The organism is Psychromonas sp. L1A2, assembly GCF_009828855.1.
Lineage (GTDB): Bacteria > Pseudomonadota > Gammaproteobacteria > Enterobacterales > Psychromonadaceae > Psychromonas.
This window is the reverse complement of record NZ_WUAG01000002.1, coordinates 284,958-305,581: the sequence shown is the minus strand read 5'-3', so window position 1 is coordinate 305,581 and position 20,624 is coordinate 284,958. Positions and strand designations below refer to the sequence as shown.

The 20,624-nt window shown below is 35.1% G+C and carries 20 protein-coding genes; 17 read left to right on the top strand and 3 right to left on the bottom strand.

Annotation, left to right across the window (positions count from 1 at the left end; genetic code table 11):
• Positions 1–53 precede the first annotated feature (53 nt).
• From GQR59_RS11845 to GQR59_RS11835, 3 genes are all read left to right on the top strand, one after another.
• Positions 54–194, top strand: a complete 141-nt coding sequence (locus GQR59_RS11845; RefSeq protein WP_160062991.1) for a TIGR02808 family protein — start codon at positions 54–56, stop codon at positions 192–194.
• 121 nt (positions 195–315) lie between these two features.
• Positions 316–792, top strand: a complete 477-nt coding sequence (sixA, locus tag GQR59_RS11840; protein WP_160062989.1) for a phosphohistidine phosphatase SixA — start codon at positions 316–318, stop codon at positions 790–792.
• A gap of 67 nt (positions 793–859) precedes the next feature.
• Positions 860–2,233, top strand: coding sequence for an aldehyde dehydrogenase (locus GQR59_RS11835; protein ID WP_160062987.1), 1,374 nt, complete (start codon positions 860–862; stop codon positions 2,231–2,233).
• Positions 2,234–2,337: 104 nt separating this feature from the next.
• On the opposite strand, the gene GQR59_RS11830 is transcribed toward GQR59_RS11835, so the two are convergent.
• Positions 2,338–2,898 carry a TetR/AcrR family transcriptional regulator gene (locus GQR59_RS11830; protein ID WP_025564495.1) on the bottom strand — a complete coding sequence of 187 codons (561 nt, stop codon included), beginning with the start codon at positions 2,896–2,898 and terminating at the stop codon, positions 2,338–2,340.
• 195 nt (positions 2,899–3,093) lie between these two features.
• Here GQR59_RS11830 and GQR59_RS11825 point away from each other — a divergent pair, with 195 nt between their 5' ends.
• The 9 genes from GQR59_RS11825 to GQR59_RS19015 all read left to right on the top strand — a co-directional run bounded on the left by GQR59_RS11825 (position 3,094) and on the right by GQR59_RS19015 (position 12,062).
• Entirely contained in the window at positions 3,094–3,546 is a 453-nt protein-coding gene (locus tag GQR59_RS11825; RefSeq protein WP_160062985.1) for a VOC family protein, read from the top strand.
• 9 nt (positions 3,547–3,555) lie between these two features.
• Positions 3,556–4,515 (top strand): pyridoxamine 5'-phosphate oxidase family protein, encoded by a 960-nt coding sequence (locus tag GQR59_RS11820; RefSeq protein ID WP_160062983.1) that lies wholly within the window; start codon positions 3,556–3,558, stop codon positions 4,513–4,515.
• A 507-nt stretch (positions 4,516–5,022) separates the two neighbouring features.
• Positions 5,023–5,355 (top strand): metalloregulator ArsR/SmtB family transcription factor, encoded by a 333-nt coding sequence (locus tag GQR59_RS11815; RefSeq protein WP_160062981.1) that lies wholly within the window; start codon positions 5,023–5,025, stop codon positions 5,353–5,355.
• A 218-nt stretch (positions 5,356–5,573) separates the two neighbouring features.
• On the top strand, positions 5,574–6,575 hold the full coding sequence (locus tag GQR59_RS11810) for an ArsJ-associated glyceraldehyde-3-phosphate dehydrogenase (RefSeq protein WP_160062979.1): 1,002 nt from the start codon (positions 5,574–5,576) through the stop codon (positions 6,573–6,575).
• Positions 6,576–6,654: 79 nt separating this feature from the next.
• Positions 6,655–7,881 (top strand): organoarsenical effux MFS transporter ArsJ, encoded by a 1,227-nt coding sequence (gene arsJ / locus GQR59_RS11805; RefSeq protein ID WP_160062977.1) that lies wholly within the window; start codon positions 6,655–6,657, stop codon positions 7,879–7,881.
• A gap of 313 nt (positions 7,882–8,194) precedes the next feature.
• Positions 8,195–8,587, top strand: coding sequence for a hypothetical protein (locus tag GQR59_RS11800; RefSeq protein WP_160062975.1), 393 nt, complete (start codon positions 8,195–8,197; stop codon positions 8,585–8,587).
• 153 nt (positions 8,588–8,740) lie between these two features.
• Complete coding sequence (locus GQR59_RS11795) at positions 8,741–10,255, top strand: caspase family protein (protein ID WP_160062973.1); 1,515 nt, start codon at positions 8,741–8,743, stop codon at positions 10,253–10,255.
• A 519-nt stretch (positions 10,256–10,774) separates the two neighbouring features.
• A complete protein-coding gene (locus GQR59_RS11790; RefSeq protein WP_236546751.1) occupies positions 10,775–11,185 on the top strand; it encodes a MerR family transcriptional regulator in 411 nt (136 codons plus the stop codon).
• Positions 11,186–11,252: 67 nt separating this feature from the next.
• Positions 11,253–12,062, top strand: coding sequence for a carboxymuconolactone decarboxylase family protein (locus GQR59_RS19015; RefSeq protein WP_160062971.1), 810 nt, complete (start codon positions 11,253–11,255; stop codon positions 12,060–12,062).
• Between the two features lie 401 nt (positions 12,063–12,463).
• Here the strand turns inward: GQR59_RS19015 and GQR59_RS11780 are convergent, their stop codons facing one another.
• Positions 12,464–13,993 (bottom strand): diguanylate cyclase domain-containing protein, encoded by a 1,530-nt coding sequence (locus tag GQR59_RS11780; RefSeq protein WP_160062969.1) that lies wholly within the window; start codon positions 13,991–13,993, stop codon positions 12,464–12,466.
• Positions 13,994–14,340: 347 nt separating this feature from the next.
• Between GQR59_RS11780 and GQR59_RS11775 the strand changes: the two genes are divergently transcribed.
• The 5 genes from GQR59_RS11775 (at position 14,341) to GQR59_RS11755 (ending at position 19,973) form a co-directional block, all read left to right on the top strand.
• Positions 14,341–14,733: a DUF4112 domain-containing protein gene (locus GQR59_RS11775; RefSeq protein WP_160062967.1), complete on the top strand. Its 393-nt coding sequence runs from the start codon at positions 14,341–14,343 to the stop codon at positions 14,731–14,733.
• A gap of 452 nt (positions 14,734–15,185) precedes the next feature.
• Positions 15,186–15,431: a glutaredoxin family protein gene (locus tag GQR59_RS11770; RefSeq protein ID WP_160062965.1), complete on the top strand. Its 246-nt coding sequence runs from the start codon at positions 15,186–15,188 to the stop codon at positions 15,429–15,431.
• Positions 15,432–16,214: 783 nt separating this feature from the next.
• Positions 16,215–18,119, top strand: coding sequence for a putative bifunctional diguanylate cyclase/phosphodiesterase (locus GQR59_RS11765; RefSeq protein WP_160062963.1), 1,905 nt, complete (start codon positions 16,215–16,217; stop codon positions 18,117–18,119).
• 579 nt (positions 18,120–18,698) lie between these two features.
• Positions 18,699–18,926 carry a hypothetical protein gene (locus tag GQR59_RS11760; protein WP_160062961.1) on the top strand — a complete coding sequence of 76 codons (228 nt, stop codon included), beginning with the start codon at positions 18,699–18,701 and terminating at the stop codon, positions 18,924–18,926.
• Positions 18,927–19,223: 297 nt separating this feature from the next.
• On the top strand, positions 19,224–19,973 hold the full coding sequence (locus GQR59_RS11755; protein ID WP_160062959.1) for a Crp/Fnr family transcriptional regulator: 750 nt from the start codon (positions 19,224–19,226) through the stop codon (positions 19,971–19,973).
• Positions 19,974–20,076: 103 nt separating this feature from the next.
• Here the strand turns inward: GQR59_RS11755 and smrB are convergent, their stop codons facing one another.
• Entirely contained in the window at positions 20,077–20,622 is a 546-nt protein-coding gene (gene smrB / locus GQR59_RS11750) for an endonuclease SmrB (protein WP_160062957.1), read from the bottom strand.
• Positions 20,623–20,624 lie beyond the last annotated feature (2 nt).

Sequence of the window (20,624 nt, the reverse complement as noted above, 5' to 3'; positions counted from 1 at the left end):
TATCATTTGTATGAGTAATCGAAGTCATTATTTAATTTTATTAAGGAACGGCAATGAGTGAATTAGAATCGATCATTTGGCATGTATTAGGTTACATGGCAATGCCAACTATTTTTATTGCAGGTTTTTGCGCTGTATTTATTGCAGCCGTAGGCATTTTAAAGATATCTGGTGATACACCAGTAAAAGATTAATAAAAATATGGTTGATGCTAGCAATAACAACTTTTACTTGTTATTGAATCATTACTAAATAATTATATAAGCTCCATACTTTATTGTTATGGGGCTTTTTTTGTTCAGGAGAAATGAACTAATGCAAATATATATAATGCGCCATGGACAGGCGGAAATGATGGCTTTTTCAGATGCCGAACGTAATTTAACGGATATCGGCCGTGAAGAATCTGAATTAATGGCTAAATATCTTGTGAAAAAAGAGGTGACATTAGATGCGGTACTAGTGAGTCCTTATGTAAGAGCACAACAAACTTGGGAATCAGTTAGTCCCTTTTTTGAAGGCGTAACTAATATCCAAGTGTTACCTTGTTTAACACCTAGTGGTAGCGCTAGAAAAACAGTCGATGAACTGTTGGCTTTACAAGCACAGGGCGTTAAATCTGTATTATTGGTTTCGCATTTACCGTTAGTCGGTTATATCGTCGGTGAGTTAGCACCGGCTGCAGGGGTACCTGCTTTTTCTCCTTCAGCGATCGGCCACATTACATTAAGTGATGAAGATGGTTTTGCTGAATTATTAAGTTTAACGACTGTCTCTCAAGTGAACCAATAAGTCTTGAATTTCACTGTATTATTTAATGTATTATTCACTGTTATTGAGTCAGCTGATGATGCCTTTAATGAATAGATATTCACAAGAAATCCAAGCGCAACGTGATTTTTTTATTGCTAACCTGCCTTTTTCTTTCGATTATCGAAAGAAACAACTGATCTCATTAAAAAAGGCTATTCAGCATTATCAACAGGATTTAAATGAAGCATTAGCGCTCGACTTAGGGAAACCTGAGTTTGAATCTTACATGACAGAAATTGGTTTGGTACTACATGAAATTGACTTGGTTGTTAAAAAATTAAAACACTGGATCAAACCTAAAAAGGTAAAATCACCTTTATTTATACAACCTGCTAACAGTTATATTCATCCAACGCCGCTCGGTGTTTGTTTAATCATATCTCCTTTTAATTACCCCGTGTCGTTAACGTTATCTCCTTTGATCGCAGCACTTTCTGCCGGAAATTGCTGCACCATAAAAACCTCAGAATTAACACCCAATGTGAGCCTTGTCTTAAAGAAACTCATTGATTCAACCTTCACTTCAAATTACGTTCATTGTATTAATGGAGGCGTTGAGGAAGTAACGGCTATACTTGCACAAAAATTTGACCACATCTTTTTTACTGGCAGTACAGAAGTCGGTAAGTTAGTGATGAAGCAAGCTGCAGAACATTTAACACCGGTGACACTAGAGTTAGGTGGTAAAAGCCCTTGTATTGTTGCTGCTGATGCGAATATAGATATTGCGGTAAAGCGTATTGTTTATGGAAAGATGTTGAATGCAGGGCAAACCTGTATTGCGCCTGATTATGTATTAGTCGATGATTCAATCAAAGACTTATTCCTAACAAAAATAGTACAACGCATTGAGTCTATTTACGGCTCAGATGCGAGTGAAAGTGAAGATTTTGGTCGTATCGTCAATGAAAAACATGCATTACGAATTAGTGAGTTAATTGAGCCAGATAAAGTAATTGTAGGTGGGCATGTTGATATTGAAAGACGTTATATTGCACCGACGGTAATGACGAATGTAACGCTCAATGATCCTATCATGCAGCAAGAAATATTTGGGCCTGTTTTACCTGTTATTAGTTTTTCTGAATTAAATGACGTGTTAACCATTATTGATCAGTTATCTGATCATCCTTTAGCGGCTTATATTTTCAGTGAAAACAAACAGGTTCAACACTTATTGTTATCCAAAATTCAAGCTGGTGGGATTGTGGTGAACCATTGCTTACAGCACGCTGCAAATCCTAATTTACCTTTTGGTGGTGTTGGTAATAGTGGTATTGGTCATTATCACGGTAAATTTGGATTCGACTGTTTTTCTCATCAAAAAAGCGTATTGAAAGCGGCAACTTGGCTTGATCTTTCCTTTGTTTACCCTCCTTATAAGGGCAAACTGTCTATGCTCAAAAAGCTGTTAAAATAACCTCTAAAAATCCCAGCTATTTAGGCTCATCTTTTTAAACCAATGCCTTTAAGCAATTATCTTTAAACCAATACCTTCAAAACAATACCTTCAAGCAAATGCCTTTAAAGTAGATGTTTAGCCATCTCTTTTGCAATCAATGCAGACTGTTTCATTCCACGAGTGTGAGCCATTACAATAGCACCTTCAATCAATAAACCTACTTGATCTGCTTTTTGCTGACTGACTTGATTATTTTCTTTCGTCGTTAACTGTTCAGCAATAATATTTACAATGATTTGTTTGTGTTTTGCCGCGAAGATATTAATTGGATGATTGGGATCGGCGTACTCAGCACTGACATTAATAAAGTTACAGCCAAAGAAAGTGTCACTATTAAACCATTCATTTAAATCATCAAAAATAAACAACACGTTATCAACCGGATCAACATATTTTTGGCTTTTATTATCTTCAATTTTAGCCTGCAATTTACTAACTACCTGCTCATGACGAAGTTGTAATGCTGCCAATATTAACGCTTCTTTACTGCGAAAGTGTTTATATAGTGTTGCTTTTGAAACGCCTGATTCAGCTAAAATCAAATCAATACCCGTTGCATGGTAGCCAAACTGATTAAACAAAATCAGTGCAGTATCGATTAAATGTTGTTTTCTTGGTTGCATATTGTTGGTTGTCCTTTTAGCTACCGATTTTTATTAGACGGTACATGATAAGCAAATTATAACCAATTTAAACTTGACGTAAACAGTTCTGTTCACTTATAGTGGTGAACAGAGTTGTTCACCTTGTTTTTCAACTACACTTATTGCAACAAAAATTACTTATTACAATAAAAATTAACTAAAAGGGTATTTATTATGTGTTCTACATCATCAAAATCAACAGAAAGCAGCAATGCGGCAACCGTTACAACAGAAATTGGTACTTCAGGTATTCACCATTTAGGTTTAACTATTCCAGATATCAAACAAACATCCGATTTTTTCATTGAACAACTAAACTTTAAAAAAGTAGGGGAAGTACCTGCATATCCTGCTATTTTTGTATCTGATGGAACGGTAATGTTAACGTTATGGCAGATCAAAGACGCTGAGAACACGGTTAAATTTGATCGTACAAAAAATGTAGGACTTCATCATTTTGCACTAAAAGTGAACACTATTGAGCAATTAAACGCGTTATATCAAAATCTACTTAAGCTTGAGGATGTTGAGATTGAGTTTGCACCTGAAGCATTAGGCGATTCACCTTTTGTTCATATGATGTGTTTGATTCCTGGTGGCGTGAGATTAGAACTGATCAGCGAGTAAAATACTTTTATGAATAATACAGTGGCAAACAGTTGGCATCACGGTGAGTTAATTGCACAAAAACGAATCGGTACTGAACAACGTATGGCAGAAGTGGGACCTAAATTCATTCGTGAATTGATGCCTCAACAACATCGAGATTTTTTTGAATCGCTAACCATGATGTTTATTGGCTATACAAATTTTCAGTCGCAGACTTGTGCCAGTGTATTATTTGGTGAACCAGGGTTTGTTTCATCACCAGACCCAAGTGAGCTGGTTATTAACCTTCAATATTCGATAGGCGACTTTACCAATCAAAGTGTGAAAGTCGGGGATAGAATAGGTTTACTGGGTCTTGAATTTCAGTCAAAAAGACGTAATCGCATCAACGTTATTGTCACTGATATTAATCAGAAAAGCATAACGGTTAAAGTACTGCAAAGTTTTGGGAATTGTCCTAAATATATTCAACCTAAAACATGGGCTTTTAATCCTGACTATCAACGTTTACCTTCGATAGCAGAAGTGGCGTTAGACACTAAAATAAATACCGATAAAACCATAAAACAGATGATTACCAACGCAGATACCTTTTTTATAGCGAGCTGTTTTGACGATGGAGAGTTGTTGAATAATCGTGGCACTGATATTTCTCATCGCGGTGGAGACGCTGGATTCGTAGAGGTTAATGAGTCAGGCCAATTATTAATTGAAGATTATTATGGTAATGGCTTTTTTAATACCATAGGCAATTTATTATTAAATCCAATTGCTAGTTTATTATTTTTCGATACTCAGCTTGGCCATGCACTACAAATAACCGTCTCTGCAGAAATACTATGGAATGACGATCAAGCAGTTGATGATGGCAATAAGCAGCTGGGGACAGTAAGTAATAAAGCAGATGTTAACCAAGTCAGAATGTTGTGTTTCACACCTATCAAAATAGAACATTATGATAATGGGTTTGCCTATTTACAAAAGTAGAGACAGAGAGTGGAGTTATGCAGCATTATTTACAGGGTCTACAATCCGAATAATAGTGAACTGAGGTTCGTTAGTTGACTCAGTTAAGCTTTAGTTAAACCTCAGTTAAATCTAAATCTAAATCTAAATCTAAATCTAAATCCTAAACCAAGCCCTAATAAAAACATAAAGAAACAATGCCTTAATGTTGAGTCGTGTGATTTAGCTTTCATGAATTTGCTTTTATTTAAAACAAAGTAGCTAAACTAAAAAGAGCCGCTAACCTAAAAACAGTCGTAAAATTTTAGAGCATATTAATAAACGTCGTCTTATTTATTTAAAGACAGAGATGACATAAACATTAATAAATACTCCCATATATCTCATTTCATTCATGTACTCCTATTCAATGACTTCAACTATATAGCCATTATTTTTTAACTATTTAAAGGCAATCTGAAAATAATGTCTTGAATTATAATTTTGAATGTTTAATATATATGGATATTCGTATATGTGGATGTTTTTATGTTGCCCCATCAGTTTTTTAAAATGTTATCCGATGAAACACGTTTACGTTGTTTGATTTTAATTGCGCGAGAAGAGCGAGTCAGCGTGGGTGAATTATGTGTTGCCCTTGAACAAAGCCAACCGAAAATATCTCGGCATTTAGCTATCCTACGTCAATCAGGTGTATTGCTAGATCAACGAGATGGCCAGTGGGTGTATTACGTTGTTAATTCAGAATTACCTGGATGGATGCGTAAAGTCATTGCTGGTTTGACAGCTTCAAATTGCTTAAAAGCAGAGTACCAACAAGATATTGCTAATTATCAAGTGGCAAAGTTAGTGAGTAAATAAACTGCAAAACTAATGACGATATTGTTACAAAGTTAGTTAAAAAGCTAAAAAGCTAAAAAGCTAAAAAGTTAGAAGTTAGAAGTTAGAAGTTAGAAGTTAAAAAGTTACAAAAATTGCAGGAGTTACTCATCAGTAACTAAAGCGTTAAGCAACTAAACCTGTCAGTAGTGACAACAAATACAACGTTTATTAATATCATCAATAGAGTGAGAAGAGTTATGACAATTAAAGTAGGCATAAATGGATTTGGGCGTATTGGTCGTTTAGTAATGAGAGCTTCATTTGACTGGCCAGAGATTGAGTTTGTTCAAATTAACGATGTCGCTGGCGATGCTAAAACCTTAGCGCATTTATTAGAATTTGATTCAATTCAAGGTCGCTGGGCACATGCCGTTGAAAGTACAGACAGCACAATGACGATTGCAGGTAAATCAATTGCAATGAGTCAACAGAAAGATATTGATGCAGTTGATTGGTCGGGGTGTGATGTTGTTGTTGAAGCAACAGGTGTACACCGCGAAAAAGCGTTATTAGATAAATATATCGCACAAGGTGTAAAACGAGTAGTGGTCTCTGCACCCGTAAAACATGCTGATGTTGCTAACATCGTAGTAGGTGTAAATGACCATGTCTTTAATGCTGAGCTACATAAAATTGTAACAGCGGCGTCTTGTACTACTAACTGTTTGGCGCCTATTGTAAAAGTGATTCATGAGAAAATTGGCATTACTAATGCTGCTTTTACCACTATTCATGATTTAACTAATACACAAACTATTCTAGATGCACCGCACAAAGATTTACGTCGTGCACGTGCTTGTGGCATGAGTTTGATACCCACGACAACCGGATCTGCAAAAGCAATTGTTGAAATATTCCCAGAATTGAAAGACAAAATAAACGGTCATGCGGTTCGCGTTCCATTAGCTAATGCATCGTTGACAGATATTGTTTTTGAATTAGACCGCGATACAACCGCAGAAGAAGTAAATCAACTATTAGAGCAAGCTTCAGAAGGTGAATTAGCTGGAATATTAGGCTTTGAAACACGACCTTTAGTGTCAATTGATTACCGTGGCGATCAACGTTCAACGATAGTTGATGCATTATCGACCATGATGATTGGCAAGCGCATGTTAAAAATCTACGCGTGGTATGACAATGAAATGGGCTATGCAACACGTACTGCCGAGTTAATGAAAAAAGTTGGGTTAGCCTAACGCTATCTAATTTAGCACTCTTTATTTTAATGCTATTTATTTCACCTTAAGGCATTTGCTCAATTTAGGAAACGAAACAATGAAATGGTTTTTACAACTTGATAAATCATTGCGTCAGTATTTATTAGTCACCTTTAATTATTGGAATTTTACGGTAACCGATGGTGCATTACGTATGTTGGTGGTGCTGTATTTTTATCAACTAGGGTACAGTCCTTTAAATATCGCTTTGTTGTTTCTTTTTTATGAGATCTTTGGCGTAATAACTAATCTAGTAGGTGGGTGGTTAGGCGCGAGAATCGGCTTGAATCGCACCATGAACATTGGTTTAGCGATGCAAGTGATTGCGTTGTTGTTACTCACCGTGCCGAGTGAATGGTTAACCATTCCTTGGGTAATGATGGCACAAGCATTATCGGGTATTGCTAAAGACCTCAATAAAATGAGTGCTAAAAGCGCGATTAAAACACTCATACCTCATAACCAACAAGGTAAACTTTACCATTGGGTTGCAGTATTAACGGGATCTAAAAATACCTTAAAAGGTGCTGGTTTTTTCATTGGTGGTTTATTGCTAACGCTGGTGGGTTTCCAAATTGCTTTGTTAATAATGGCAGTGGTATTGGCTGCGGTTTTTATTATGAGCTTAATGTTCCTTGAAGGCGATTTAGGTATAGCAAAAACCAAACCTAAATTCAGTCAAATGTTTTCAAAATCTGGCCCTGTGAATATCCTCTCTGCAGCACGTTTATTTCTATTTGCATCGCGTGATGTATGGTTTGTTGTGGCATTACCTATTTATTTAGCCAGTATTTTTGGTTGGTCGCACTCTATTGTCGGCGCTTTTTTAGCCGCGTGGGTCATTGCTTACGGCATAGTGCAAGGTTTTGCGCCTAAAATAACCGCATACTTTGCGAAAGAGGGCACAACACCGGACGGTAAAAGTGCGATGTTGTGGTGTCTATTATTAGCCGTTGTTACTGGTGTGTTAGCGATCGGTATCGAACTCGAATGGCAAGTACAATGGATGATCACCATTGGTTTATTGATTTTTGGCGCAATCTTCGCCGTTAACTCGTCTTTACATTCCTACTTAATTATCAGCTATGCAAAACAAGATGGTGTGTCATTAGATGTGGGGTTTTACTACATGGCCAATGCGATGGGGCGCTTAGTCGGCACCGTACTATCGGGATGGGTTTATCAAGCTTATGGCTTTGCCGCGTGTTTATGGATCGCCTTTGCGTTCTTGGTGATCACCAGTGTGATTTCATTAAAGCTGCCTGTTCAAAAAGCCACTGAATAATATTGGTCGCATATTTAACTCCCTAAGGTTGAACGAAGCACAAGGTGAGTTAGAAAATAATTAAAATAGTCATATCAATAACCCCTTTTTATATCATTCCGTATTTTCCACATTTTTGTTGTTAATACGGAATAATTCTGTCTATCCCCATGATTATTATTTGATTATTAGGTTTAAAATATTGTTTTTATGTTCCGACAGCGTATATTTTAACAAATTAAACTATTCCGTACTTCCGCTGTTAATATGGAATGATTCGGCTTAGTTACGCTGTTAGCTTTTGCACATTGTATGTGCATTATAAGGATATAGTATGAAACAGAGTGTTTTAAGTGCATTAGGTACAAAAATTGAAGATCCTGCAGTTGCACGGAAAATAATTAAAATAACATTTGGGATTTGCCTATTATATGCAGCGTTACGTTTAGGATTACACTTTCTTTCTTATTCTCCAATTCATGCTCAACTAGGATATTACAATATATTCATATCTTTAGGAATGAGTATTACAAGCATTATCCTAGGTTTTTTTATACTAAAAGAAAAGCTATGGGCTGCATACCTAGTTTGTTTTCTCTTAGTTTGTGTATTTATATTTAGATGGCTTGAGTTAAGTAAAGGGCCTGGGATATTTGGGATTGTTCAATTTATTTTCTTTACCTCTTCAGCAAGAGCAATTTCATACTTAGACATGCACCGTACATAAATAGCAAAGCTAACAATCCGTTAAAGTGCGACAAAATACAGTTGGCTATTTTCGCTGCGCTCAAGTTTAGCCAACAATATTTTGCGCCTTAACAGGGGCGTTGTACGGCACGGCATATTCTGCAATGCTCATAATCTAATAAATGGAGTCACATTGAATTTAGCAATAGTAATTGGTGTAGATAGTTATACATCTAACGATTTTGATCATTTACCTGCATGTAACAATGATGCGAGAGTCGTTGAAAAGGTTTTAAATAACATAAAGGATTTCAAAGAAATACTTTATATTAATAAAAATGAATCGGGTTTCCAAATTAAAGGTTTAATCTCAGACTTTATTGAAAAATATAAAAGATCTGAGGTAAGCGAGCTTTTGTTTTATTTTTCAGGTCACGGGGAGAGGTTTGAAGATGACTTCTTTTATTTGCCGGCTGATTTTAATAGAGCTAAAAAGGAAACAACAGGCTTAAGAAACTCTGAACTGGACGGGTGGATAAAAAGTATTGCACCTAAGCTTTGCGTGAAAATAGTGGATGCTTGTTTTAGTGGTACGCAATATATTAAGAGTGAGTCGAATACTGAGAGCGAATTGAAAAAATCAGCTCAAAAGTATGGCTTGAATGATTTGTATTTTTGGTTTTCGTCAAGAGAAAACGAAGTATCTTATGCTGGCAGTGAATTTAGTCGTTTTACTGAAAGTATCCTCACTGCTTTAACAGAGCATAAAGGTGAAATACGATATAGAGACATTATGGCTTATGTAGCTGATGATTTTTCTAATGCAGGATCATCAAAACCAGTATTTATAACTCAAGCTGATAATATTGAAAAATTTGGTGTCGTTTCTGACGAAACCCATCAAATAATATTTGATGAATTTGGCTTAGAAGAGGAAGGAACTTCGGTAGAAGGAGAAAAGGTAAAAGAACCAATTCATAAGAAAGAAGAATCAATATATGATCTTGTTAAATTAGCTTCATCAGAGTTCTGTTTTTCTGAAAAAGTATTAGCAGATTTTATTACTGATTTTAATAACAATATCAATGTTTGGAGTGATGATTTTAAAAAGCTTTATGATATCAAGATTAGTCAAAATTTGGTTTCTTATGAAGTTCCAAATACAAGTCGAATTGGTGAGTGGCTATTAGAAAATAAAGAAGTAGATTACTTTGCAATTCCGACTAGGAAAACAGAAGAATATGAGGTCGAAGAGTATAAATCGTTACCTAAAAAACCTTTAAACAAATATGACATATCAAATAAGTTGGCCTCTTTAACTCATTTGGGAATTGGTGGGAAATATAATACTGAATATAAGTTAGAAACAGTTACTAAAACTCGTTCTTATGTAGATGGGTTTCGCTACAGCCACTCAATAAAAAATCGTATAACTTCGATTATTTTTGAACCTACAATTGAAATAATTAAATCAATTAGCTTATTTATAATCCCCATATACTCGAACAGTAAATTAGTTTTACATTATTCGTTTGAAGAACTCAACCGCTCTAATTGGGGAGAACATTCATCCCCCTCTTGTGAAAAATGGAAGGTGGTTGACATAAAAATTAATTCTGTTGATTCAGCTAAATCAAGCGCTGATTATATAAAAAAAGAAATAACTACTTATGTAGAAAATAAATTAAAAAATATAGTAGGAAAATAAAAGCCGTACAACAAACAAGATGTATGGACTCCCTAACCTTATCTACTAAGATTTAAGTGATCTGATTTGAACAAGACATGGGGTCAAGTCTTGCCTTTTGCCTCTAACCAGCAATAAAGCTTAAGCTATAAAATAAAACGCTAACGACCATAACCTTAGCACTTTTTATCTTCTTTCATTTGCCAGTCAGCTAATACTGATAATGTACCTTGTCCACCGAATTCAAGCGGTGCTGATGAAATACTAAAATATCAGGATGTTGCGCTAACCATAACGGCACTTGTTTTTTAATATGTGTTTACCATTCCGTGAATAACACTACAGCAATATAAGCTTTCTTTTTTACAGTACTAAGATAAAAAACTGAAAGAGTGACCATATATGTCCAATAATTTCTTTCTCATATAGAAATAGAAAGTAATGGACAGTCATAAACTTTGGCGACTAATATTTTCTGTTCTATCTTTTAGTCATGTAGTTTTTTACATGCAGTAAATACTTGGCATCCTTAAAATTAAATTGCCAACCATTACTTCCTCATTTCAACGTATTACCTGCTTAGGAGGCCTTATCAATATTCAACGCTTTTCAACTTTAACAAACATATCTGCGCATACTATTCGCTATTATGAAAAAATTGGGGTGTTAAAGCACATTGCCAGAAATGCCAATGGACATCGTTTTTTTACTTCAAAGGATATCGATTGGATTAAATTTGTTAAACGCTTAAAAGAGATGGGCATGCCGCTAGATAATATTAAGCTTTACGCCGATTTAAGAGAGCAAGGAGAATCTACCGCAGAGCAGAGAAAGCAGTTGTTGCAAGATCATGCCGTGCTCTTAGAAGAGAAAATAGTCTTGGAAGCGTTACACCTTAAAAAGATAAAAGAAAAAATTATCTACTATGAAAACGTTATTAATAAAAATTAAAGGGTTGACTTAGAGCTTACTCTAAGGATTACGCTGTTGTTCATCGCATTAATGAATAGAGGCTAATATGACTACTTTAAATGAACGTTATGAAATTGGGTTAAAAAATTTAAATCTAATTGATAAAGAAGCAGGCGAAAAAGTCGTCGAAAGTTTAATAGACTGTTCACCAGATTTAGTGAAATACGTTATTGAATATGCTTTTGGGGATGTTTATAACCGGACAGAGTTAGCGCTAAAATCCAAAGAATTGACTGTTGTTGCTGCGCTAACAGCCATGGGTAATGCGGCACCGCAATTAAAGGTGCATATTCATGGGGCATTGAATGTTGGCTGTAACATTGCTCAAATTCAAGAGGTGATATTGCAGATGTCCGCTTATGCTGGCTTTCCAAGTGCAATAAATGGCATGCTGGCGTTAAAAGAAGTGGTTGCGGATCGCAAGCTAGAAGGCAAACAAGATGAGGCGGGCGTTGTTCAATCGTCTCCTGTGTCTAAAAACACTACTCGTTATGATTTAGGTGCGGCGCATTTAAATAAGTTGAGTGCTGATCAAGTTAAAAATTTAGAGGAAACCTTCAAAGATATTTCACCTGATATGGCTAAGTTTGTTATTGAATACGGTTTTGCTGATATTTTCTCAAGACCTGCTTTAGATAGTAAACACAGAGAAATGGCGACGATTGCTGCATTAACGGCCATAGGAACGGCAACACCACAACTTAAGTTTCATATCAAAGCGGCTTTAAATATAGGGGTTAGCCAGGTAGAAATAAGAGAAATAATGATTTTAATGAGTGTTTATTGTGGATTCCCTGCTGCTATTAATGGCACCTTAGCATTAAAAGGCGTTATTAATGAAAGTGATGTGAAGTAATTCGACAATCACCTATTAGACCCTGTAAATAATTCTGTGTACCAGTCGTTATTTTTAAAAGCCTCGATTCAGTATATGAGGTCTTTGGGGTAATAATACCAAAAGAATTAATAAGGTGATCATTCTTGCTGGTTAAAATTACCCCTAACTGCGTTGTGAGTTTTGAAGTGAGAACAACTATCTCCTACAACTCCCGCCTTATTAGTGTTAATTTTTCCTGCGCAATCTCTGATCACTTATTTAATTCCATTGGTATAATTTAATACAACTTGGACTCAGAACCTTATTTTATAACTTTATTTTTTTATTCTTTCATTCTTTCATTTTTTCATTCTTTCATATTATTCATAATGAGCTAATACGAAGGAGTTAACGCTGGTTTTGTCGTTGAATAATGGGCCTTATTTTTCTTTTTTAGCCTTTTTAGCGTGATACATTATTTCATCTGACTCTGTAATTAGTTCGTCTGATGTAATATTTCTATCACTCGTGTAGGTGGTTATTCCGTAACTAAAGTTTAATGTGAATGGTTTGTTATCTGAGGCGCTTGCGTTTTCTAATGCGATTTCTACTCTGGCAATCACTTGTTCTGCTTGCTCGATTGAGCATTGGCTTAATACTAATAATAGTTCATCACCTCCCAATCTAATCGCCGCGTCACCACTTCTGATAATATCGTTAAGTGCATTAGAGGCCGTTTGTATTAACCAATCTCCTTCTGCATGACCGAACTTATCATTTACATATTTTAAACCGTCTATATCAATAAAGCAGACCGATAAAGTGCTGTGGTTTACATCAACTTTTTGCATTTCTTTGTTCAAGAAAATTAACCCTGTCCGACGATTTAATAACCCGGTCATATCATCAAAAGAAGCGTAATGAAAAAGCTCTTGTTGTGCTTTTTTAAGCTCGCTAATGTTGGTTATACCAATCACCGCCGTTGGTTTTCCATTAAAAATAATACTGCGTACCGATATCAGTGTTTCGTTAACGCTGCCTTGTGTATTCAAAATAACAATTTCATATTCATTGAGGTTCGAACCTTTTTTAAGTTTTTCAATGAAGACTTTGTTATTTTCAAAATTGACATCTAAATAGTCCTCTAAGTGTGCTTTTGGTGTTTGGCCAAAAGGGTCTCCAATTAATGAGATGGCCTTTTCATTGACTTGTACTATCGATAATTCAGTCGGATCAACTAATAACATTGAAATAGGACTCGCGTCGAATAGGTTCTCTAGATCATGTTTATTTTGAGTTAAGGTATTAAGGCTTTTTCGTAGGCTATGGGCAGCAGGCGTGAAAATAAATAAAAACTCTAAAAGAAGTATTATCAAGGTTGCAAACATTAATATTATTTCGATTTTTTCTGCCGAGGTAACTTTAGCATTAGCTTCTTTTGCATACTGAAATACGATTTTATTCATAATCGTTAGAAATTCATTTTCATTCAGGGTGATATTTTTTATGTGTTTTTTTAACTGAGTTGGGTCGGTGGTATTTATTATAATATTTGATGAGTTTAGGATGGTCTTAAAGTGTGGGGTTATTTGTGTAAATAACTCTTTTATCGTTTGGCTATTATCTCCGGGTAAATTTAAGCTTTCATTTCCATTTAATAACCCTAAATGAGACTTTTCCCATAACGTCTTTGTTTGATCAAGCTCGACACGAGAGAGTGACGCTTTTTGCTCAGATTCTGCTGTTAAGATGTAATAACTTAATTTTGTTATTTTTTGGCTTAGCATTCGTTGCCTACCAGCAATATTAATAACATTTGAGTCGTATTGTTGTGCTGCTAATAAAGATTGCATGGTGAGTTGTGAGATGACAATTAAAATAGCAATAACTGATAAGGCGATTGTATAACGCCATTTTAGTTTTCTTACTGAGGTTGTTGCAATATTGTCGTCCGTCATTGTCGATTGCATTATCTTTCTCTTTGGTTATAGATCCATTTATAGTCCAGCTATTGTTAACTTCATCCTTGAGCTCACAAACTAGCTAATATCAGATAATAATTGATAAGTTATCCTACATTATTACTTTAAAGCATCAAAGTTGTTATTTATAAAGAGGTATATTTCGCTGATATGAGTGAAAGTAAATATAAAGTTTGTTTATGTGCGTTACCGTTCAAGGTGTTTGGTTCAGTCGCCACCTTGGACTTAAAATCAAGGTGCAACACGATGACAATGAGGGGGCCTTATCGAAGGTTGCAACGTAGAGTTAGTTTTTAAGCTAACGGGTATATACTTTATTAAACAGGTAATAAACGATGCCAAATAAAGCACCGACAGAAAATATAAAACGCTCTCAACAAAAAACACAAGCTGCAATAAAGCGTCTTGAGCGCTTTAGCAAAATGACTGATAGTAGTGTTCGTATTCCTTTTACTCAATTTAATATTGGAGTCGACGCTATTATAGGGTTAGTGCCTGTTGTTGGTGATGCCGCAGGGTTTATTTTATCAAGTTATGTGTTGATAGAAGCACAGCGCCTGGGAGTGAGTAAACGTATCAAGCTGAAAATTATCGGTAATATGTTAATTGATTTTTTAGGAGGTTTGATTCCATTGGTTGGCGATGTGTTTGATGCCTTTTTTAAAGCAAACACACGTAATACCAACCTGTTAAAAGACTACCTCCTTGAACAGGGATCGCACGAGTAAAATCGTTACGTTAAAATATACCCTTTACCATTCAAGAGGTAAAAATCAGCAAGTCGTGAGGCAAACAGAGTCTAGGCATAAAGGTAAAATCTAATGGGTTAAATCGACACTTTCTAGCAACGAACTGGATTACTTCACGACTTTGCCCTGCAGATCGAAAACTCGAAAACCAATGCTGCGTTGTCACCTTGGATAGGGACTCACCATTGTGATCATGTTACGTCTTGTCTTGGTATCGGCATTAGCGACTGAATAATGTATCTTGATTGGCAACGGGTATAGTGATTATTTAGTTTTTTAAAATGGATGTTTACCGATAAATCATATGTAACAGCACTATTATGTGGCAAGACAAATATTTACCAATACAATTATCTACCAACACAATTATTTACCAATACAATTATTTACCAGCATAATTATTTACCAGCATAATTAAGAGAGGCGTTTTTATGAAATTAACCCTTTATCATATGGGGCACTGTCCATACTGTAAACGAGTGATTAAAGTTATTCAGAGTCGCCACATTGGCGTTACTTATAAAGATTTGGATGTGCATGATAAGTTAAGAAAAGAGCTCATGGCCGGAGGCGGTAAAGTACAAGTACCTTGCTTACTGATAGCAGAAAAGGGCAAGAGCGATCAGTGGTTATATGAGTCTCAAGATATTATTCATTTTTTGAAGCAACATTATTAATGACTTCGTTGAAATGAGCATACTTTTGTCATGTTCTGTTATCAGGGAGCTATGTTATTAGAGGACAATGTTTTGTTATTAGAGATCTATGTTATTAAAGAATAATAAAAATCAATTATGGAAACAATTCAGCACCTCAACAATCAATTAAGTGGAAGATAATATTTTTTTGTACTCTATTTTCAGCTTTATTCTGATTATTTTATATCAGTTATTAAAGGCTAGGATTTTATCGCTGGAGATTGGACTGTAAAAGCGTATTGCGAATTAAAGAAAAACTAAATTAGTTTAGTCACTTTAATCATGTTTAAGGTGGTCAATATCAACATTATTATTAAGAGACTAAATAAACTTTATATTATTAGTCTTGTGTCCTAAGCTATTAATCAAACAATTTAACACCACTTAATTAACATTTATTTATACCTATGACTATGCATATACAAAATCAGAAAGCTGATGAACGAGTCGCTTTTTAATGTATAGATGAAGTTTTATATTAACTATTTTAGATTACTAAATTAGTTAATAACGATAGTTAGGTGTGTTTGTGTACTAAGCACCTATCAATATCAATATCAATATATAGTCTGTTTAGTTAGATGATTTTATCCGAACTATGTAGCATAAATTATATTGTATTGAAGAAGCATGTTTAATATTTGTCATTTTATGATGTTGTCCTAAACTAGCCACTAAACTGAGCTGATACCACCATACTTTGGGTAACATTAATAAACCCACTGACTATTTAAATTACTTGAAATAACCAATGGATTTTGAATGACGATTAATAAACAACTCACTATTTTAATGCTGCTTATTTCGTTATTCTCTGTCATTGTCGTGGTTTGTGCCTTTAAAATTGCAGATGCTGCAAAGTTCCACCAACTAAATAGTCAACACTTCAATTATGTCATCGAACTTAATGAACTCATTGCCCGCTATCCTAATACCGTTCCAGATACTGAAGTGCTTAAAACCGTCGTAAAAAAAATTCAAGATCAGCCTGAAGCTTGCATTGCATTACCTAGCAGCATTGATCACCTTTTGATGAGAACGATTAATGCTGAAAGTATCATCGCCATTTGTAAAAAGGATATTAAAATAGCTGATGATTTATTAGAAAGTATTCAGTTGTTTGAGCAGGGCTTGATCTCGCAATCTGTAATGAAAATGGACCTTAATGTAGGTTATAAAAAATTTAGACTTAACTCTATCGAGTTTATTGGACCGGTCGATAAACTCAGTGACTTTATTGTCAAAACCTCAACGATGGTGACCGTTATATTATCGATTGTTCTTTTTCTAATGGCATTTACCATTACTAACGCCATTTTAAAAGTCGTTAAAAGAATGCAAGAAACAAAAGATAAACTCGTTATTAGCGAAGAAAAAAATAAACAGCTTGCTCATAAAGACACCTTAACTGGGTTGCCTAATCGAAATGCGTTAGACAAAGCAATCAACAAAAATATTTTGATGCTCGGTAATGATAAATTTGCAGTTTTCTTTATTGACCTCGACCGTTTTAAAGATGTGAATGATACAAAAGGGCATGCTCAAGGTGACAAGTTATTGAATATTATAGCTAGTCGGTTAGGTAATACGATCAGATATAATGATTCTGTATTCAGGTTTGGAGGTGATGAATTTGTCGCTATTATCAATTTCTCTACTGCTAATAGTAATAAAGTTAGAGACATTGCTGAAAAACTGATCAAGGTGATTGCTGACCCTATTTCTTTAGATAATACAGAGATCTATGTTACTGCAAGCATTGGTATTTCAACTTATCCAAAGAATGCAAAAGATGCCGAGAGTCTCGTTAAATTTGCTGATACGGCAATGTATAAAGCTAAAAAAGAGGGTAAAAATCAGTATCTATTTTATCAAGATATCTTTAGTAAAGATCATACACGTCGTTTATCTTATGAATCACAATTACGGACAGCTATCGAGAAAGACCAACTGAATATTGTTTATCAGCCTGTCGTTAATTTAAATAATTTTGCCACTCAAGGCACAGAAGCTTTACTACGTTGGCAGCTAAACGAAGAAACGATAATTTCTCCTGATATTTTTATTCCTATTGCTGAGTATTCAGGGCAGATTATGGAGATAGGAGAATGGGTATTAAGGAATGCTTGCCAACAGAATAAGTTATGGCGAGAGAGCGGAGCTAGTAAGTTAAATATTGCAGTGAACGTATCACCTTACCAGTTATTCAACCCAAACTTTCCTAAGTTAGTTCAAAAAATACTGGCTGAGTTTGATATTCCACCACAGTGTTTAGATCTCGAAATTACAGAAAGTATGACGGTTTCTGATAATGATGTTTTTTTGAAAACGCTAAATGAACTTTCAGAGATGGGTGTTCGATTGTTAATGGATGATTTTGGAACGGGTTATTCTTGTTTGAGTTATTTAAGACAACTTCCTTTTGATGTATTAAAAATCGATAAGAGTTTCGTCAGTAATTACGATACGATCGCCTCAACTATTATTGCCATGGGCAAGCAACTAGACATGAAAATTATAGCTGAAGGAGTAGAAACTCAAAGTAACTTGAATATTCTTAAGCAACAGCAGTGCGATTTTGCACAAGGTTATTTTTTCCAACGTCCCGTTTCAGCTGAACAACTCGACATATTTAAAATCTATAACAATATTAAAAGTGATCAATGATCTTATAAGTATTCGATAACATTATAAGTATTCGATAATATGCATGATTGAATTTGTTAAAGCAAAAAACAGAAGTACTGGACAGGCATAAACTTTAACTGATGATTATTCACACACTTCTTTTAAAAATGCTTACATTTTGCATTTGGAGGTAGTTTGTTATAACTCGATCACACCTATCACAAGTCTCCTTATCTCATGGAACCGGACAGCTATTCATTTAAACTCATAACGTAAAAAATATAGAGCAACCATCAGCTTTTACTATTAAAAATGATTTTATTACGACCAACGAATGGTTGCCTACAACTTACTCTCTCAGACTCAATCTTCCTCAAAAATAATGTGTGCCACCGCACCGACGAATCATTTATCTTAGGATATAGTCACGTCATTAGAGGCATCTTGGTCTGTGGAATACAGTATCAAAATCAGGTAGATAAAAGCCGTTAAGTCTTGGCTTTGAATATTAATGGAGCGGAAAACGTGTATTAATGAGATGGATGAACAGAAAAAGATAATCTAATAACTAACGTATTTATTATTTTTAAATTCAAACTCAATTTTCGGAGAAAACTGATGGAAATGAATATCTCAAATCAAAACAAACTGGGCCCAGCTAACTTTATGCAATTGGAAATGAGTATAGAAAAAGGTGAAGCGTCGTCAGTAAAAAAAATGTTATCTGGGTTATCTATGCGTGAGCCTGAAAAAAATTATCTTATTGATGTCGCTAAGATGAATAATCAATTATCGATTATGGCGTTACTTAAAAATGCTCCCGTAAGAAACTTTATGGAAATATAGGTTCTAAAAAGTGAGCGCTTGCTTGTTAGCCGCCTTAGTATAAATGAATGCTGAGGCAGCACACTTACTCTCCTTGGTTGAAAAAGGTTTTTTATTTTTAGGTTTTTTCAATAACGTGTTGGACATTCTGCAAATTAAAGGATCGTTACTAACACATTTTGATTTGGCGTAAACTTATTGCAGTTGAACTGTCTACAAGGTTGATTTTTGTTCGGATAAAAGAGTATGTTGGGTCTCTAGCATAAGGCACGTAAGGTTAATCAACCTTACTGCGTTTATTAAAGAGGCACCATCACTATGTCAATCATATCAGACCACAATATCTCTTCGAATATCATTACACCTTTAAAAAATCATTTGTTATCTGCCTTACTTATTACTGAATATGAGCGCCTATTTCCTTTTTTAGCATTAGTGAAATTAGAATTAAACGATGTAATTTATGAGTCAAGAGATAAACTTCTTTATGTGTACTTTCCCGTTGATGCGATCATCTCTTTATCTTATGTCATGGAATCTGGTTCATCCGCAGAAATATCGATAGTGGGGAACGAAGGGGTTATTGGCACTGCTTTGTTCATGGGAGGTGAAAGTACTGTTAGCAGAGCCGTGGTAAAAAGTGCAGGATATGCTTATCGCATAAAAGGCTATTATTTTATGGAAGAATTTAAGCGCCATGGAAATTTTTTATCATTGATGCTTCGTTATACACAAGCTCTTATTACTCAAATATCACAGACGGCGGTATGCAATCGTTACCATACTATTAAGCAGCAATTATGCCGTTTACTTCTGTTATCACTTGATCGCCTACCCGATAATAAAATTGAGATGACGCAAGATCTTATTGCGAATATGTTAGGTGTGCGTCGAGAAGGTGTTACGGAGGCTGCTGGGAAATTACATAAGCTAGGCGTGATTAATTATCATCGCGGACACATTATTGTTTTAGATAGACAGAAGCTCGAAAATTTAAGTTGTGAATGTTATAGCGTCGTCAAGAAAGAAACTGATCGTTTGTTACTGGATGTTAGCATTCCAAACTAACCTACTAAAATAAGGAGAAGAATCATTCGCCTCAAGTATTGCCTTTAATCAGTAATAAAGTTTAAGCTATAAAATAAACGCGCTAAGATCCATATCAATAATCTTAACGTTTTCTCTCTTCTTTCATTTGCCAATCAGCCAATTCAACTAATACTGATAATGCACCTTGTCCACCGAACTCAAGTGGTGCTTGATGAAATGCTAAAATGTCAGGATGTTGCGCTAACCATAAAGGCACTTGTTTTTTTAATATGTGTTTACCCATTCCGTGAATAACACTACAGCAATATAAGCCTTCTTTTTTACAACAACTAATCAATGCAGCAAGCTCATTTTTTGCTTCTTGTTGGGTTAAACCATGTAAATCTAGAATGATCTCTGGAGTGAAATCACCGCGGCGTAATTGTTTAACTAAGTATTTTTGTGCATCGCTTCGGCTATAACGTACAGGGCCATCTTCGGGTAAGTGCGGTTCGTATGCATCTGAGAAGTGGCTTTGCTCAAAGTTTTGTTCACGTTTTTCTTTAATGACCGATTTATTCTTGATGTTTCTCGGTGGCAGTTTTATGGTATCCTGTTGCAATTTTTTGATACCAGCAAATTCTGTGCTAAATAACGAAAAATCATCATCTTTAGTTTTATCGGTCATGG